Source organism: Photobacterium kasasachensis (assembly GCF_050336885.1).
GTDB lineage: Bacteria > Pseudomonadota > Gammaproteobacteria > Enterobacterales > Vibrionaceae > Photobacterium > Photobacterium kasasachensis.
Genome location: NZ_JAKJSH010000020.1, coordinates 1 through 16,123 on the forward strand (window position 1 = coordinate 1; position 16,123 = coordinate 16,123).

At 47.6% G+C, this 16,123-nt stretch carries 11 protein-coding genes; 5 read left to right on the plus strand and 6 right to left on the minus strand.

The features are described 5' to 3' along the window. Positions 1-72 precede the first annotated feature (72 nt). A complete protein-coding gene (malE, locus tag L4D19_RS23420; protein ID WP_428454466.1) occupies positions 73-1,257 on the plus strand; it encodes a maltose/maltodextrin ABC transporter substrate-binding protein MalE in 1,185 nt (394 codons plus the stop codon). Between the two features lie 148 nt (positions 1,258-1,405). Next, positions 1,406-4,201 carry an amylo-alpha-1,6-glucosidase gene (locus L4D19_RS23425; RefSeq protein WP_428454467.1) on the plus strand — a complete coding sequence of 932 codons (2,796 nt, stop codon included), beginning with the start codon at positions 1,406-1,408 and terminating at the stop codon, positions 4,199-4,201. Positions 4,202-4,460: 259 nt separating this feature from the next. On the opposite strand, the gene L4D19_RS23430 is transcribed toward L4D19_RS23425, so the two are convergent. The 3 genes from L4D19_RS23430 to malK all read right to left on the minus strand — a co-directional run bounded on the left by L4D19_RS23430 (position 4,461) and on the right by malK (position 6,905). Then, a complete protein-coding gene (locus tag L4D19_RS23430; RefSeq protein ID WP_428454468.1) occupies positions 4,461-4,640 on the minus strand; it encodes a hypothetical protein in 180 nt (59 codons plus the stop codon). 182 nt (positions 4,641-4,822) lie between these two features. Next, positions 4,823-5,698, minus strand: coding sequence for an alpha/beta hydrolase (locus L4D19_RS23435; protein WP_428454469.1), 876 nt, complete (start codon positions 5,696-5,698; stop codon positions 4,823-4,825). Between the two features lie 97 nt (positions 5,699-5,795). Then, positions 5,796-6,905 (minus strand): maltose/maltodextrin ABC transporter ATP-binding protein MalK, encoded by a 1,110-nt coding sequence (gene malK / locus L4D19_RS23440; protein WP_428454470.1) that lies wholly within the window; start codon positions 6,903-6,905, stop codon positions 5,796-5,798. Between the two features lie 629 nt (positions 6,906-7,534). On the opposite strand from malK, the gene malE (L4D19_RS23445) reads away from it, so the two are divergent. The 3 genes from malE (L4D19_RS23445) (at position 7,535) to malG (ending at position 11,259) form a co-directional block, all read left to right on the plus strand. Further along, a complete protein-coding gene (gene malE / locus L4D19_RS23445) occupies positions 7,535-8,716 on the plus strand; it encodes a maltose/maltodextrin ABC transporter substrate-binding protein MalE (RefSeq protein ID WP_239413431.1) in 1,182 nt (393 codons plus the stop codon). Positions 8,717-8,782: 66 nt separating this feature from the next. Beyond that, positions 8,783-10,357, plus strand: coding sequence for a maltose ABC transporter permease MalF (malF, locus tag L4D19_RS23450; RefSeq protein ID WP_428454471.1), 1,575 nt, complete (start codon positions 8,783-8,785; stop codon positions 10,355-10,357). Positions 10,358-10,368: 11 nt separating this feature from the next. Beyond that, a complete protein-coding gene (gene malG, locus L4D19_RS23455; protein ID WP_160655899.1) occupies positions 10,369-11,259 on the plus strand; it encodes a maltose ABC transporter permease MalG in 891 nt (296 codons plus the stop codon). Between the two features lie 542 nt (positions 11,260-11,801). Here malG and L4D19_RS23460 read toward each other — a convergent pair. The 3 genes from L4D19_RS23460 to L4D19_RS23470 form a co-directional block, all read right to left on the minus strand. Continuing rightward, positions 11,802-12,968 (minus strand): GGDEF domain-containing protein, encoded by a 1,167-nt coding sequence (locus L4D19_RS23460; protein ID WP_428454472.1) that lies wholly within the window; start codon positions 12,966-12,968, stop codon positions 11,802-11,804. Positions 12,969-13,130: 162 nt separating this feature from the next. After that, positions 13,131-13,688 carry a DUF1415 domain-containing protein gene (locus L4D19_RS23465; RefSeq protein WP_428454473.1) on the minus strand — a complete coding sequence of 186 codons (558 nt, stop codon included), beginning with the start codon at positions 13,686-13,688 and terminating at the stop codon, positions 13,131-13,133. Between the two features lie 144 nt (positions 13,689-13,832). Next, positions 13,833-15,842 (minus strand): exoribonuclease II, encoded by a 2,010-nt coding sequence (locus L4D19_RS23470; protein ID WP_428454474.1) that lies wholly within the window; start codon positions 15,840-15,842, stop codon positions 13,833-13,835. Between the last annotated feature and the right edge of the window lie 281 nt (positions 15,843-16,123).

Consider the following 16,123-nt stretch of genomic DNA (forward strand, 5'->3'; position numbering starts at 1 on the left):
CATCAGCCAGGGCATCAGCCAGGGGGGGGGGGAGAATACCCCTGTTCATAAAAATTACAACGGAAATCGACTATGAAACGTGTTCTGAAAACTCTGACTCTTTGCTCTCTTACAACTGCACTAGCTTTTCCAATGGCAGCGTCTGCCATGGAAGAAGGTGAAATCCTGATTTGGATTAACGGCGATAAAGGTTATGAAGGCCTTGCAGAAGTTGGTCGCAAGTTCGAAGAAGATACCGGTGTCAAAGTTAACGTTCAGTACCCTGAGTCTCTGGAAGCTAAATTCCAGCAGGTAGCAGCAACAGGTGGCGGTCCGGACATCATCTTCTGGGCTCACGATCGTTTTGGCGGATACGCTAAATCAGGTCTATTGGCTGAAGTAAAACCTTCTGCAGAGTTTAAGGACAAGTTTGTCGATTTCAGCTGGGATGCGGTGACGTACGATGGCAAGCTGGTTGGCTACCCAATGGCTGTTGAGTCTCCATCTCTGATTTATAACAAAGACCTGCTTCCTGAACCACCAAAAACATGGGAAGAGCTGTATGCCATTGAGAAGCAAATGCAGGCAAAAGGCAAGAAAGCCATCATGTGGGATGTGAAGAATGCTTACTTCACATGGCCGATGATTTCTGCCAACGGTGGTTATGCGTTTAAGAAAACCGAATCTGGCTTTGATGGCAAGCAGGTGGGTGTGAACAGCGACGCGGGTATTGCCGGTTTGAGCTTCCTGGTTGACCTGGCTAAGAAAGATGTTATTTCACCGGATATGGATTACGCGGTCTCTGAATCTGAATTCAACAAAGGTAATGTCGCGATGACCATCAACGGTCCATGGTCGTGGGGTAACCTTGAAAAATCAAACCTAAACTACGGTGTTGCTGTACTGCCGACGCTTGACGGTGGTGCTTCTAACCCATTTGTTGGCGTACTGAGTGCCGGTATCAACGCCGCTAGCCCGAATCAGGACCTGTCTGTTGAGTTCCTTGAGAACTACCTGCTAACCAACGAAGGCCTGAAGATGGTTAACGATGACAAGCCTCTTGGTGCAGTAACACTGAAATCATTCCAGAATGTTCTGGCTAAAGACAGCCGTATTGCGGCTACGATGACCAATGCCGAAAACGGTGAAATCATGCCTAACATTCCTGAAATGACGGCTTACTGGTTCGCTGAAGGTGCAGCTATCGAAAATGCACTGCTTGGTCGTCAGACAGTTAAAGAAGCGTTGGATACCGCGGCTTCTCAGATTAACAAGTAAGACGATTGTGAGCCTTTAATGGCAATAGCAACGTCATAGCAATCAAATCAATGCGCAGCCTAGTCTGCGCATTGTGCTATCTGAATAAGACATTTTTGCATTTGATATCAAGTAAAAACGATATATCGCTTATTGATAAGGAAGATATGTGAACGGGTTAGAACAAGCTCCGTATAGCGAACAGTTGTATGTAAAGGGCACGTTTAATGGCTGGGGAGATGATACTCCAATGGCCTATATGGGCGAGGGATGCTATCAGGCGGTTATTTGTCTGTCGGCAGATCAGCACAGCTTTAAGGTTTCTGATCAGCAAGGCAGTGAACAGCTGACTTTTTCTGCTGACAAATACAAGGCAGTATCATGTTTTGTCGATCAGTCTCAGCCGTTAATCGCAGCCAAAGGGATCGGCAATGATCTATCATTCCTGGCCCCTGAGACCGGCCTTTATACTGTCTCGTTGATCGTGACAGCAGGTGAGCCTTCTTTGCTGATCGCAAAGGGCGGCGAGAATCGAGATGCCGAGCCGAGTCGTGATTTGGTTCAGGCTGATTTTTCCATCGTGGCAGAATCGGGTTCATTACAGGCTAAGCCCGAGCCAGTATTGGCACCTGATGCGTTGTTCGAGCAACTGGCTATCACTGCAGATAGCAGCGTCCCGTTTGTCTTTGGCGATAATGTTGATGGTTATTTTGAGGGTGTCACCCATGGGTTTGTAGCTGCTGGTAAATACCGACATAAACAAGGCTGGTATCTGGGGACATTTGCGTCTTTTGTCGACGGTAAGATTAATGACAAGAACGTTGCACCCGAAGCGGCGATTTTCCCTTATGGCGTGACTCATCATTACAATAATGAGGTTTCGGACACCTTTATGCTGTTGACTCAGCAGCGAGGAGCGGTAATCAAGGTTTCCTCAGTGCATGCGGCAACGCTGTCGATTGCTCCGCAACTAAACCTTGCTATAAATGCCTCGACGGTTACCCGTTTTGATAATGGCGTGGTATACGCTCTTGATCCGGCGCTGAGACAGGACAACAACCCGTCATTTATTGCTTTGAGTGCCAACCGGGCTTTCCGCTTCAAGGAGTCAACGTTTGCAGATCTTCCGGCCTTGAACGATGTGGTGCACCTAAGCGGCAGCCATGTCAAGCCTGTGATTGAAACTCTTGAAAAAGAAACCAGTATTACGCTTTATCTGGCATTTGCCGAAACGGAAGCGGAGGCGGTCGCACAGGCCAATAAGCTGTTGAAGCAGGACGGTTATACCCGCCACCAGCAAAACACTTATGACATGTTGGCGCAGTCGTACCTTTGGACATCGGATCTCGAGTATAACCGCGCGCTGATGTGGGCCAAGGCATCTGGCAAGGTGTTTGTTTCCAATGAGTTTGGCAAAGGGATCTGGGCCGGTTTACCGTGGTTCAAAGACTGCTGGGGACGCGATTCCTTCATTGCCTTGCCGGGTATTACTCTGGTAAACGGGGATTTTGATGATGCAAAAACCATCATCGATAACTTTGCCTCAATGCAGCTGACAGACGAGCAAAGCATCAACTATGGTCGGATCCCTAATCGGGTGACTAGCCTGACCAATATGATTTACAACACCACGGATGGCACACCCTGGATGGTGAGGGAGGTGTGGGATTATCTGAGGTACAGTGGTGATCTTGAGTATGCCAAATCGATTTATCCGGTAGTCCAAACTTATATCGACGGTATCGAGAAACATTACCTTGATGAGTACGGCCTGATGACCCACCGGGATCCCGATACCTGGATGGATGCCAAACTAGAAGGTAAGCTGCCGTGGTCTGCCCGGGGTAACCGCGCTAACGACATTCAGGCGTTGTGGTATACCAGCCTGAAGGTAGCTGTAGAGCTGGCAAGGTTGAATGATGATCTGGAATCAGCACTGCATTATCGCACGCTTGCCGATAAGGTGCAGTCGAGCTTCCAGGCAATGTTCTGGGATGAGAGCAAAGAGCAACTGGCAGATCGTTTGCGGGAAGATAACAGTCGTGACTTGCAGGTACGCCCTAACCAGCTGATGACACTGACCGTACCGTTTGACGGTGGTCTGGTTGATAAAACAACCGGGGCGAAGGTGGTAAAAAATGCGGTGACTGAACTGTTGTTCCCGTGGGGGATCACGTCACTTTCTCAGTATGATCCCGACTTTCACCCGTATCACGCGAACCGTGAGGAATATCATAAGGATGCTGCCTATCATAACGGCACTATCTGGGGCTGGAATGCGGGCTTTACGGTTTCAAGCCTAATCGCTTACGGCTATGCTGATTTTGCTTACCAGCTGACCAAAGATCTGTCGCGACAGATCTTGTCTATCGGCCATCGAGGAACAATGAGCGAGAACCTGGATGCGTTTCTGGACATCGAAGGTAAAGTGACGACGACAGGTACCTATGCCCAGGCATGGTCTGTTTCCGAGTTTACCCGTAACGGCTATCAGGATTATATGGGCTTTGCTCCGAACTTAATGGCTGATAGGGTGACACTGTCACCTTGCCTGCCGTCGACGTGGTACTCAGCTCATGCGTTATTGCGCTTTGGTACCGATAACGCGCTGAACGTCGCTATTGATCGTACCGAAGGGGGCGTAGAGAGCTACCAGTTGAGTTATACACATGCATCCGGCGAATTGCTTGAGCTGATCCTAACGGCTGATAACAAGGCTAAATACCTGCTTGAACTAGATCTGGGTGAGGAGCTGGTTAGTGTACGTTTTGATCCATTAGCCATTGAAGCTGAAGTAAACGGCAAACGTATGGCGCTGGTTTGTGTTCAGCCTAGCTACCAGGACCAAATTGGCCAGCTGCAGTTTGCCAGCCCAGATCTTACAACCGGGTTCCCTGTGCTAAAAGGGCAGCATGTATTGCAAAAATTCGTAGAGGATAGTGATCTCGTCAAGGCGGGGGACTAGTCATACGCCCTCCTATGAATACAGAGCCCATGGTTACAGAGAATGGCTACTGAGCCATCGTTATTGAACTATTGTTACCGAGCACCGTTCTAGCAGGTGCTTAGTTGGGGAAGTCAAAAAGGCGCAGCTTGATGAGCTGCGCCTTTCGTTTATGGCGTTGATGTTGAGCTAATCATACCGGTAAGGGTATCTAGCTTGGCTATAGGTTACTGGTCGCATAAGGTACTGGGCACCGCTTGAAAGCCGGATATATCATTGTTTACTCATCGATAAATACTTTCCCTTCTATTGAATAGGGCTCGTTATCGTCATAGAGGTGTGAGTTTCCCTTGAGCCTTTTGACTTTTGCTTCAAGCGTTTTTGCCTCCTGGTAATTGCCTTCCTGATAAGCCATATAGATCAGCTGCTCGATATCTTCAATTCTGTCGTGGCTGCTCATGTAATGATCCTCCATCAAAGATAAATCCAGATATCTTTACCGGTATTATTTGGACCGGGTGTAATTTATTCCGGGTCATTATTTGCTCGTGTATGCCTTACGGCGCCAACAACCCCAGACTGTTTAAGTTTAGGTGTGAAGCGGATTCCCCTCCACCAAACTACTGTTGAAAAGCCTCAGTTCTAGCGAGCAGAAAGTTGCCTCACCATATCAGGGAAACGCCGTGCCCAGGCACTTTCACTGTGCACGGCATCTTGTTCAACAGTAAGGCTACAGCTTAGCATGTTGCTTTTGTCCTGAAGCAACTGGTGAATACGCTTGGCACCGTTAAGATAGACAGAGGGAAATGCTGCAATCGAGTGGTCGCTGGTTTCTGCGGTGCCAATATCCATATAGATATTCAGCGGCAATAAGATAGCAGTTTGCTGGATAAAGTCTGTTATCGGTTTGTCGGCGAACCAGAATGCTGGTGAAAATACACCGGCACTGGCAAAGTTTTGTTGATAGCGAAGGGCAATGTATAAGCTGATCAGTCCGCCCATAGAGCTGCCGGCAACCGTCGTATGCTCACGTTCTTTACAGGTTCGGTAATGCTGGTCGATATAGGGTTTGAGGGTTTCAGCGATAAAGGCGCCATAGGCTTCTCCTTCGCCGCCCAGAGTGAGTTTGATGTCGTTCCATCCTTGAAGTTCTGAGTCCAGTTCACAGGCCCATGGCGAGTATTCATTCATCCGTCCGAGGCCGTCATGAAGCGGGCTGTTATCAACAGCGACAATGATTACGCCATCCGTTTCATTGTTTGCCTGCATATGATCGAGTTGCTCGCCGGCCTGCCAGCTCATACCTGAAATACAAAGCTCCGGCTCGAAGACATTCTGCCCGTCATGCATATAGATGACCGGGTATCGCTTGCTGCTGGTTGCGTAATCTTCAGGTAGGTAAATGCGTACAAGTCGGCGGCGGTTGAGCTGAGGCATGTCAAACTCTTTTAGCAAGATCATGCGATTAGGATCATAGTTTTTTATTCGGGCATCGAAAGGGCTGATGTGTAACGTCATCGCGGGCTCCAACAATTGCTTAGTTTGTGTAACTGACAGGTACAAAAAAGCGCTGTTAAAAACTAACAGCGCTTTTGTCTAGGGGGAAAGAGTTGGCTTATACGCCTGGCTCTTTGTATAGACGACGACAAGCTTTACCGTCGCTGTGGAACAGGTGACAGCGGTGGGCAGGGATACCAACCTTAAACTTGTCACCCGCTTCGAGATCTAGGGTATCCGGACGGCGGTAGATAAAGTCAGCATCCATATGCTCAAGGTGCAAGTAAGCTTGAGTCTCGTAGCCTAGTTTTTCGATGACCTGGATCTTACCTTCGACACATACATCACCTTCTTCACAAGATACCAGATGCTCTGGGCGAATACCCAGTGACATACGATCACCCTTGTTTACAGTGCTGCCGTCAACCGGGATCCAGAACGTGTTTCCGTCGCCCATCTGGACCATTACACGTTCATCTTCAACCTGCTCAACGTTCACGCTCATGAAGTTCATTTTCGGTGAGCCGATAAACCCTGCAACAAAACGGTTCTGTGGGTAGTGATAGAGTTCAAGAGGCTTACCAACCTGAGACACATAACCACCATCAAGAACAACGATTTTCTCTGCCATGGTCATGGCTTCGATCTGATCGTGGGTTACGTAGATCATGGTACAGCCAAGTTGTTTGTGTAGCTTGGCAATTTCGATACGCATCTGTACACGAAGGGCGGCATCAAGGTTAGATAGCGGCTCATCAAGCAGGAAGACATTTGGCTGGGAGACAAGCGTACGGCCGATAGCAACACGTTGACGTTGACCGCCAGAAAGCGCTTTAGGCTGGCGATCTAACAGGTGACCAAGTTGAAGAATGTCAGCAGCATGATCAACACGCTTTTTGATTTCTTTCTTGTCAGCCTTTGCCAGTTTCATACCGAACGACATGTTGTCGAACAGGTTAAGGTGTGGATACAAAGCATAAGATTGGAAAACCATGCCTACACCGCGCTCAGAAGGAGGAACATCGTTCATTCGCTCCTCACCGATGTACAGGTCACCTGATGTAATATCTTCCAAACCTGCGATACAACGAAGAAGGGTAGACTTGCCGCAGCCTGATGGCCCTACAAATACAACGAATTCGCCTTCGGCAATATCGAGATCAACATTTTTGGAAATCAGGTTATCTCCATATGCTTTACATACATTTCGTAAAGTGACACTCGTCATCGAGCCTATTCCTCTAAGTTTGTTGTAGCCTGTAAGGCGTGTTAATACGGCATGATATTCATGCCTGGCCTTACGGGTAAAGAATTTTTAGGTGTAGTGAAGAAAAAAATGGGTAGCGTGAGTATCACTCAGGCAGTGGAATGAATTGCTACCCTGACCAAATCCACCTTACTTACTTCCCCAAGAAGTAAGGCGGTGCTGTCGTTTCCAATTAAAGTGGTTACTACTAAAAAGTCAAAACTGCGAAATAGAACAGTAAAAGTCTCTTCATCTACCCCGTTGGGTATGAGGCTATTCTCACCCAGCTGTCACGGTGAAACATCCTCCTTTGTCAGAATAAAAAAGGGGGATGAGGGGGGGAGGAGTGTTTAGATCACACTTTGATATTCCTGTTGCTGATGTGGGTATTTAATCGAAGTACTATGTGCGTTGCATCACATTCAGGTGTCTTTTTTAGATCTGCGTCACTAAGCCGGACGACGCAGATCACGCTTTTAAATCTCAGGGTCAGGGGGCGTAGGGCACAGGATGATGCCGAGTGCTGATTCCTGATAGATGATACAACCTGCAAATTGTGCTGCAGAGTGTCTCTGCGGTACGACATATAACAATCATGAAGGATGTTAAAAATGAAGAAAGTCCTCAGCACTGTAGCTTTTTGTACCCTTGCCGCACTTGGCTCTGTAAATGCACATGCCGCGATTGAAGAAGGTCAACTTACTATCTGGATCAATGGCGACAAAGGTTATAACGGCCTGGCTGAAGTAGGTAAGCAGTTTGAAGAAGACACAGGTGTTAAAGTAACTGTTGCTTTCCCTGATGGCCTGTCTGAGAAGTTCCCTCAGGTTGCTGCAGCAGGTGACGGTCCGGATATCGTATTCTGGGCACACGACCGTTTTGGTGGCTATGCTAAATCTGGTCTGTTGGCTGAAATTAAGCCATCTAAAGAAGTAAAAGACAAAATCATTGACTTCACTTGGGATGCTGTCCAGTACGACGGTAAGTACATCGGCTACCCGGTTGCTGTTGAAGCACTTTCTCTGATTTATAACAAGGATCTTGTTCCAAACCCACCTAAAAACTGGGAAGACGTTGAAGCACTAGACAAGAAGCTTCAGAAAGATGGCAAGAAAGCTATCATGTGGAACCTGAAAGAACCGTACTTCACATGGCCGCTACTATCGGCTGATGGCGGTTACGCGTTCAAGTTCACTGCAAGCGGATACGACGTGAAAGATGTGGGTGTGAATAACGCCGGCGCGAAACATGGTATGAACTTCATCAAGTCTTTGGTAGACAAGAAGGTCATCTCGCCAGATATGGACTACAGCGTATCTGAAGCTGAGTTCAACAAAGGTAATGTGGCAATGACTATCAACGGCCCATGGTCTTGGGGCAACGTTGAGAAGTCTGGTATCAACTACGGTGTAACTGTTCTGCCTAAGCTGAACGGTAGCCCATCTAAGCCGTTCGTCGGTATCCTGACTGCGGGTATCAGCTCTGCATCGCCAAACCAGGATCTAGCGGTTGAGTTCATCGAGAACTACCTACTGACTGACGAAGGTCTGGGTAAAGTAAATGATGACAAGCCTCTTGGTGCGGTAGCTCTGAAATCATTCCAGAAGAAGCTGGACAAAGATGTTCGCATTGCAGCCACTATGGATAACGCAATGAACGGTGAAATCATGCCGAACGTTCCACAGATGGCAGCATTCTGGTACGCCCAGGGTAATGCAATCAAGAACGTTGTTGATGGCCGTCAGGACATTAATGGCGCGCTAGACGAAGCTGCGGGCCACATGCTTAAGTAATACCTTTTTGCGGGGAGGGGTAACTCTCCCCATTTTATTGTCATTTTTTGCTAGCAAGGAGCTGAGATGCAGTCAGTTCAAGGTGCAGGACTTTTGGAACCACAACAGGAAAGTCCTAAATTAAATTATCGCAAGTGGCTGAAATGGTCGCTTCTGGGCATGATCGGCGCAGTTAATGGTTATGCTACCGTATTAATGTATGCACAAGGTGAAATGCCTTTTGCACTTCTTACCGTTGTCCTAACCGCACTTGCTCTTTATATTTTTGGAAGCAACAAAACTTACGCCCACCGTTACATCTTCCCTGGTATTGCAGGGATGCTTATTTTCATTATTTTCCCATTGGTGTATACCGTTGGGCTTGCTTTTACTAACTACAGTGCATCGAACCAGCTATCGCTGGAAAGAACACAGGCTGTTCTGGAGCAAAGAAGCTTCCAGTCTGGCGAGAGTTTCCGCTTTGATTTGTACAAAGTGGATAACGGCCACCAGTTGATAATCAATGCGAACGGTGAACTGCTGGCTTCTGACGTTTTCGACCTTGTCGCTCCGACAGAGGACGCGATGAGCCTGCGCGCTGTTGACAGCGTTCAGGGTGAGAAAGAGAAGATCAAGACGATCGTTCAAAACCGTGCCAGCTTGTCAAAAGTTGAATTGGTTATGCCAAGCGGCCATGAGATCAGAATGAGTGGCTTGCGTAAGTTTGCAGCCGATACTCCTCTGTTTACGCTGCAGGAAGACGGCCTGACCATGCTGAACAATCAAACACAGCAGCTGTATAAGCCGAATATGGAGGTAGGTTTCTACCAGCCTGTCGATGCTGACGGTAACTTTGTTGGTAAGACAATCTCTCCGGGATTTGCTGTCGGTGTTGGTATGGCTAACTTCGAGCGAGTGATGACGGATGATGGTATTAAAGAACCATTTATCGGTATCTTTATCTGGACTGTTGTTTTTGCTTTCCTAGCGGTCGCTTTAACACTGGCTTTAGGTATGGTACTAGCGTGTCTCGTTCAGTGGGAGCCATTGAAAGGCAGCAGTATTTATCGCGTACTTCTAATTCTTCCCTATGCGGTACCGGCGTTCATTTCCATTTTGATATTCAAGGGTTTATTTAACCAGAGCTTTGGTGAGATAAACTTGTTCCTTGAAGCTATATTCGGTATTAAGCCATCGTGGTTCTCTGATCCAATCATGGCAAGGGTCATGGTGGTGCTGGTCAATACCTGGTTGGGTTTCCCTTACATGATGATCTTGTGTATGGGCCTGTTGAAATCTATTCCGTCTGATTTATACGAGGCCTCTGCGATTGATGGTGCGGGTCCGATTCAGAACTTCTTCAACATTACACTACCGATGTTGATCAAGCCGCTGACACCGCTACTTATTGCGAGCTTCGCATTTAACTTCAATAACTTTGTAATGATTCAGCTACTGACTGCTGGTGGTCCGAACATGGTGGGCACCTCGGAGCCTGCTGGATACACGGATCTGCTCGTAAGCTATACCTACCGTATCGCCTTCGAAGGCGGCGGCGGTCAGGACTTTGGTCTTGCTGGTGCAATCGCGACAATTATTTTCTTACTGGTGGGTGGTATGGCACTACTTAATCTTCGATTCACTAAGCTTTCACAGGACTAAGGAGAGACGTTATGGCTATGGTTCCATCAAAGTCATTGAAGTACAGGGTATGGGCAACACATATCGGCTTATGTATTTTCTTATCAATGATTATCTTTCCGTTATTAATGATCATTGCGATTTCCTTCCGTGAAGGTAACTTCGCCGGTGGTGAGATAATTCCAACTCATCCAACATTGGATCACTGGCGTCTGGCATTAGGTTTTGCGGTAACTAACAGTGACGGTACGGTAACACCACCACCATTCCCAGTACTGCTGTGGCTGTGGAATACAGTGAAAGTTGCAGGTATTACCTCAATTATCATTGTTGCACTGTCGACAACCAGTGCTTATGCATTTGCCCGTATGCGTTTTAAAGGTAAAGACACAATCCTTAAAGGGATGATGATTTTCCAGATGTTCCCAGCTGTTCTGGCTCTGGTTGCCCTATACGCATTGTTTGACCGTTTAGGCCAGTACATTCCGTTCATGGGACTGAATACGCATGGTGGTTTGATTTTCTCTTACCTGGGGGGTATCGCTCTTCACGTCTGGACTATCAAGGGCTACTTTGAAACGATTGACGTTTCACTTGAAGAGGCAGCAGCACTTGATGGCGCAACGCCTTGGCAAGCATTCCGTTATGTTCTGCTTCCACTATCAGTGCCAATTCTAGCGGTAGTATTCATTCTGTCGTTCATCGGTCTGGTTGGAGAAGTACCTGTAGCATCGTTGCTACTAACGGATGTGGAGAATTACACCCTGGCAGTAGGTATGCAGCAGTACCTGTATCCTCAGAACTACCTGTGGGGCGATTTCGCGGCAGCTGCGGTACTATCAGCAATTCCTATTACTATCGTGTTCTTGCTGGCTCAGAAGTTCCTTGTAGGTGGCTTGACAGCTGGTGGCGTGAAAGGTTAACTGGTTATCACATAACAACAAAAGGCCTGTCTTCGGACAGGTCTTTTTTTATCTCTTAAGAAAGTCGCTGATTATCTACCCTTCCCGCATTTCAATTGCTCTTGTTCCAGGAAATAAACATCAAATACGATAACGCCGAAGGATAAGAGGATATCTCAATTCACTGCATTTTTAGTTTTAAAGCGCGGCATTGGCTGCTAGTATAATGCGCATAAGGTATTAATTTTCCTCGTGAGCTTATTGTCAGTTATTGGTCTGGGCTCGGGTGATTAGATTTCCACGGGAAGCACTGAGATGAAAGTGCTTTCTGGTAAGTATTAAGAATAACAATAACGCTCATTTGCTTATGGTGAGCGACTCCCAAGTGCAGTTCCTGACAATGGTTTGGCCGCCGATCTGTTAGGGCTCTCTGTACTTAACCTTATATTGGCGTTGCTGCATAGCTGGACTTACTCTTCTGCTAGCAATAGGAAAAGATAAGTTTTATTGGTAACCGATACCCGATGATTTCATCGGGTTTTTTATTTCTGGTGAGAAGGTTGTTACTGACTGACTTTATTGCGGCCTGATTTTTTGGCTTTATACAGTGCCTCATCGGCAGCCTTAAGAACGGCGGCAGGGTTGTGATCGGGAAAGCTGTCGGCAAGGCCGATACTCACTGTGACGGTAACAGTCTCCTGTTTAGACTGCTTTTTCCGCATTTTTACGCCTTTCTGGTTGTTTGAAGGCCGATCATCGTATTGGCGAATGACCATCTCATAGTTGGCAATATCTTGCCTGAGCTGATCGAGATGATCGATACACTCGTTACTTTCCTTCCCTTTAAATAACACCGTAAACTCTTCTCCGCCGTAGCGGAATACCTCGGCGCCGCCTCTTACTCGCTGCATAAACTGGGCAACTAGCCGTAACACATCATCACCTGTTTTGTGTCCGTGTGTGTCATTGAATTTCTTGAAGTGGTCAACATCAAGCATCGCCAGCGTATAGGTTCGGCCTAGGTGCTTGAGCTCAGTTTCTAGTGCTCGGCGGCCGGGGATCCCCGTTAACTGGTCGACATAGGCCAGTTCATGGCTACAGGTGATGAGGTTAAGCAGCAGCAGTACTGCTGCGACCGAGAAGGCCGTTGATGATATGAAGTCCTGGTCAAACGCACTGAATGTAATACCGGCAAACAGCAGGCTGGTAAAGATGGCCTGATCGTAGCCATGATTACGTTTGAGGATTGCCGATGCGCAGGCTAATCCGATACTCAGATACAGCAGGATCAGCAAAACAGGAAGAGGGGAGACATCAGGCAATGCGTAGAGGTAGCTATCCCATAGCCCGCTGAGGTCCTGCTCGGCAAAATGATTGACAACCAATGCCCCCCAGGCAAGCTGGCAGACGAGAAAGATTAGGTAGCCCGTGCCAAAGCGGGAAAATAACCGTCGCTCTGGAAGTAGGTGAAGCTGTAGCAGGTTTAAAGGTAACAGGGTGGCCAACAACACATAGATAATATGTGTCTGATGATCTGAAAGCGGAGACTGCAGGTAGTTCTGGATGATGTAAAAGGCAACCATCATCAGCAAGGCTGTCAGCGCCGTTTTTCCCTGATTGAAGGGTTGGCTGAGAAGAATAACAAGACTTAGCAATATATACGGAAGCACCAGCAACAGGCCGCGATAAGGGGAAAAGCTGGCCAGAACCGGTTCTAATGAGAATATCATTAGAACAGCAAGTATTAACGGCAATCCGAAGCGAACGCCTGCGCTTCTAAATATTGCAAATGAAATCGATGGCATTACAACCTGTTTCTCTAATTAGGGCACATTATCACGAATCGAATAATCATCGTCCTTTGGTTATCTATTTATCGTAACTAAATTGAATTACTTGATAAGAAAAGGAAATAATTTTCGAATCTGTTCCGGGGACAAACCTTCTACGCACTCAATATTTCGCTCCGGTATACCTTCCGGATCCGGGTAGTGTTTCAGCACTTTTTCCATGCTGGCTTCACGGATCAGGTGAAAGATCGGATAAGGAGAACGATTGGTGAGGTTTTCGGCATCGTCCGGCTGGGTTCCATAGAAACAATAATCTGGATGGAAGCTAGCAATTTGGTAGGTCCCTTCTTTTCCGGTCTGGATGATCAGGGCATCGACAAGATTGAGAAACTGATTGTAGTCATCAAAATGTTCAAACAGGTTTGGGGCTACAACGAGCGTGGTTTCAAGTTCTTCGGCCGATGTGTCGTCAAGGGTGACGATCTGCTGGTAGATTTCTTCCAGTAGCTGCTCTTCTGATTTGGTTTCGCAAACATGGATCTTGATCTGCTTGTTGCGGTTTGGCTTGGCGGCAAAAGGGCATAGATTGAGGCCAATGACTACGTCTTCCAGCCATTGTTGAACATGTTGAATAACGTCTGATTTTACTGCTTCTGACATTGCTGACTCGATGTACTGCTTAAAATAATTATGGGCTAAGAGTAACAAGATTGAGCCAGAAAGAAAGCGGTATAGGCGGTCGGCTTGGGTATAGATATAAAAAAGGGCCAGTAACGACTGACCCTTTGCATGATGAAAAAGGAATTAGGCTTTTTCTTCCGACGGCTGAGCGGTGTTCTCGCCTTCGGCAACCGGAGCCGGAAACTCTTTCAGCGGCTTGGCAACCAGCTGGCGGGTTACACTACGCACTTCTGTCAGTTTCACTTCGAAAGAGTCACCGAGCTGATACTCTTTGACCTTATCGATGTTGATGATACCCAGATCACTGTTACATTCGATGCGCTGCTTGTTATCAAGGATAAGCGGAGCCGGGATGAATGCGGCAGCACCGTTCTCCAACAAGCGTACGCGCATACCCGCGCGGTTGATGTCAAAGATTTCGGCAGTAAAGACGGTTTCTTCCTTCACAGCATCTTTAAGCAGGCGTACGTATAGCCAATCTGATACATCACGCTCGGCCATACGATGGTGGCGGCGGTGAGTGGCAATCTCTTCACCAACAGAGTCATCCGGGGTCTGAGTCGGCTCGGTACCCGAAATCACTGCTTTAAGCAGGCGATGGTTAATCATATCACCGTACTTACGGATCGGGGATGTCCATGTCGCGTACACATCGAGTCCCATTGCATAATGAGGAGCAGGCTTGTTGCCTACTTCACTGTATGCCTGGAACTTGCGAAGGCGGTTATCGAGATACGGCGTCTCCTGGGCATTTAACCAGCGACGTAGGGCACTGAAACCTTCCAGCAAAGTCAGTTCTTCTTTCTCGAACGGCGCTTCTGCGTTATTAAGGAAGTCCATTGCGGCATCCAGTTTTTCTGGATTGAAGCCATTGTGGTAGTTGAAGACACCCATGCCGAACTTCTCTTGCAGCACACGACCGGCACAAATATTCGCCGTGATCATCGCTTCTTCGATCATTCGGTTCGCGGTACGACGAGGATCGGTATGAATGGCAACCACGTCGTTATCTTCGCTAAGCTCAAAGCGATAATCCGGACGATCCGGGAATACAACGGCGTTGTTGGCCCGCCACTCGCTGCGCGCGTTGGCAAAGCCATGCAGTGCATTGATCTGCTCCGCGATGATAGCGTTTGGTGCCCAGTCCTCGCACTGACCGTGTTCGATCAGATCTGATACTTTGTCATAAGCCAATCGAGCCTGAGACTTAATCCATGCCGCAAAGAAGGTAATATCGTCTTGGATAACACCATCTGCATTAATGGTCACACGGCAGCAGATCGCCGGGCGTTTCTCGTTTTCGATCAGTGAGCAGAGTTCGTCACTCAGCTCTCTTGGAAGCATCGGGATGTTTCTACCCGGCAGGTAGATGGTAAAGCCGCGCTGGCGTGCTTCGTCATCCATTTTATCGCCAACGGAGATGTAAGATGTCGGATCGGCAATAGCAATCGTGATCTCAAAGCTGCCATTATCTTTGGCGACAGTATAGAGAGCATCATCCATATCTTTGGTGGATTCACCGTCGATAGTAATGAAAGGCAGATCAGTAAGATCCTGGCGTTCCAGCTCTTCGTCGAGCATGCTCCAGCTGTCTTGAGGGGCTGGTTCGGCGTTCGGTAGCTCATGACGGGCCAGTGTTACCCACCATGGCGCAATTTTGTCGTTGCTGTCAGTGATCTTTTCTTTGATTTCACAAAAGAAGGTTTTGTTGTCGCCGACCAATGGATGTCGGGTCAAGTTAGCGACAACCCAGTCGCCTTCTTTCAATAGTTCCGGATTGAGGCCTTTGATGGTGCGTGCTTTGATCGCATCTTTTAGTTGCGGGTGATCCGGTACTACATTCAGGCGGTCGCGGATCAGTTTTACACGGCCAATAAAGCGAGTCATGAACTGTTCAACCAGCTCCTGAGGCTCAGCAACTTCCCGCTCTTTTTCAGTACGGATTACTGCCACAACACGGTCGCCGTGCATGACATTTTTCATATAAGTTGGCGGAATGAAGAAGCTTTCTTTGTTGTCTGTTTCCAGGAAGCCAAAGCCACGGTCTGTTGCTTTGATATTGCCTTCTTTTTTAGGAAGGGTTTCCTGAATTTGTTTTTTAAGCTGTGCTAATAATGGATTGTCTTGAAACATTATGCCCGGTCTCAGATTGTGAACGAACACACTATAAGGCCTTCATGCGCTAAAACCAAGCGCTATACCCGCCACGCTCCTGCCAAAAACTGTATTTCGGGAAAGTTTTAACGAGCTTGAGGCTGCAAGACCATTCACTTTGCCTACTCTCTACTGAGAGTCAGGAGATTTCTGGAAATGTATGACTAATAAACCGAAATTTGGGGTAAAACTGACTGTTTTGATATAAGCCGAAGGATAATTGGCCTAATGGGCTGATATTCGGTTGGTTCTAAGTGTAT

Coding starts and splice junctions, on each gene's coding strand:
- malE (WP_428454466.1), top strand. CDS start 73: ATGAAACGTGTTCTGAAAACTCTGACTCTTTGCTCTCTTACAACTGCA.
- L4D19_RS23430 (WP_428454468.1), bottom strand. CDS start 4,640: ATGAGCAGCCACGACAGAATTGAAGATATCGAGCAGCTGATCTATATG.
- L4D19_RS23435 (WP_428454469.1), bottom strand. CDS start 5,698: ATGACGTTACACATCAGCCCTTTCGATGCCCGAATAAAAAACTATGAT.
- malK (WP_428454470.1), bottom strand. CDS start 6,905: ATGACGAGTGTCACTTTACGAAATGTATGTAAAGCATATGGAGATAAC.
- malE (WP_239413431.1), top strand. CDS start 7,535: ATGAAGAAAGTCCTCAGCACTGTAGCTTTTTGTACCCTTGCCGCACTT.
- malF (WP_428454471.1), top strand. CDS start 8,783: ATGCAGTCAGTTCAAGGTGCAGGACTTTTGGAACCACAACAGGAAAGT.
- malG (WP_160655899.1), top strand. CDS start 10,369: ATGGCTATGGTTCCATCAAAGTCATTGAAGTACAGGGTATGGGCAACA.
- L4D19_RS23460 (WP_428454472.1), bottom strand. CDS start 12,968: ATGATATTCTCATTAGAACCGGTTCTGGCCAGCTTTTCCCCTTATCGC.
- L4D19_RS23465 (WP_428454473.1), bottom strand. CDS start 13,688: ATGTCAGAAGCAGTAAAATCAGACGTTATTCAACATGTTCAACAATGG.
- L4D19_RS23470 (WP_428454474.1), bottom strand. CDS start 15,842: ATGTTTCAAGACAATCCATTATTAGCACAGCTTAAAAAACAAATTCAG.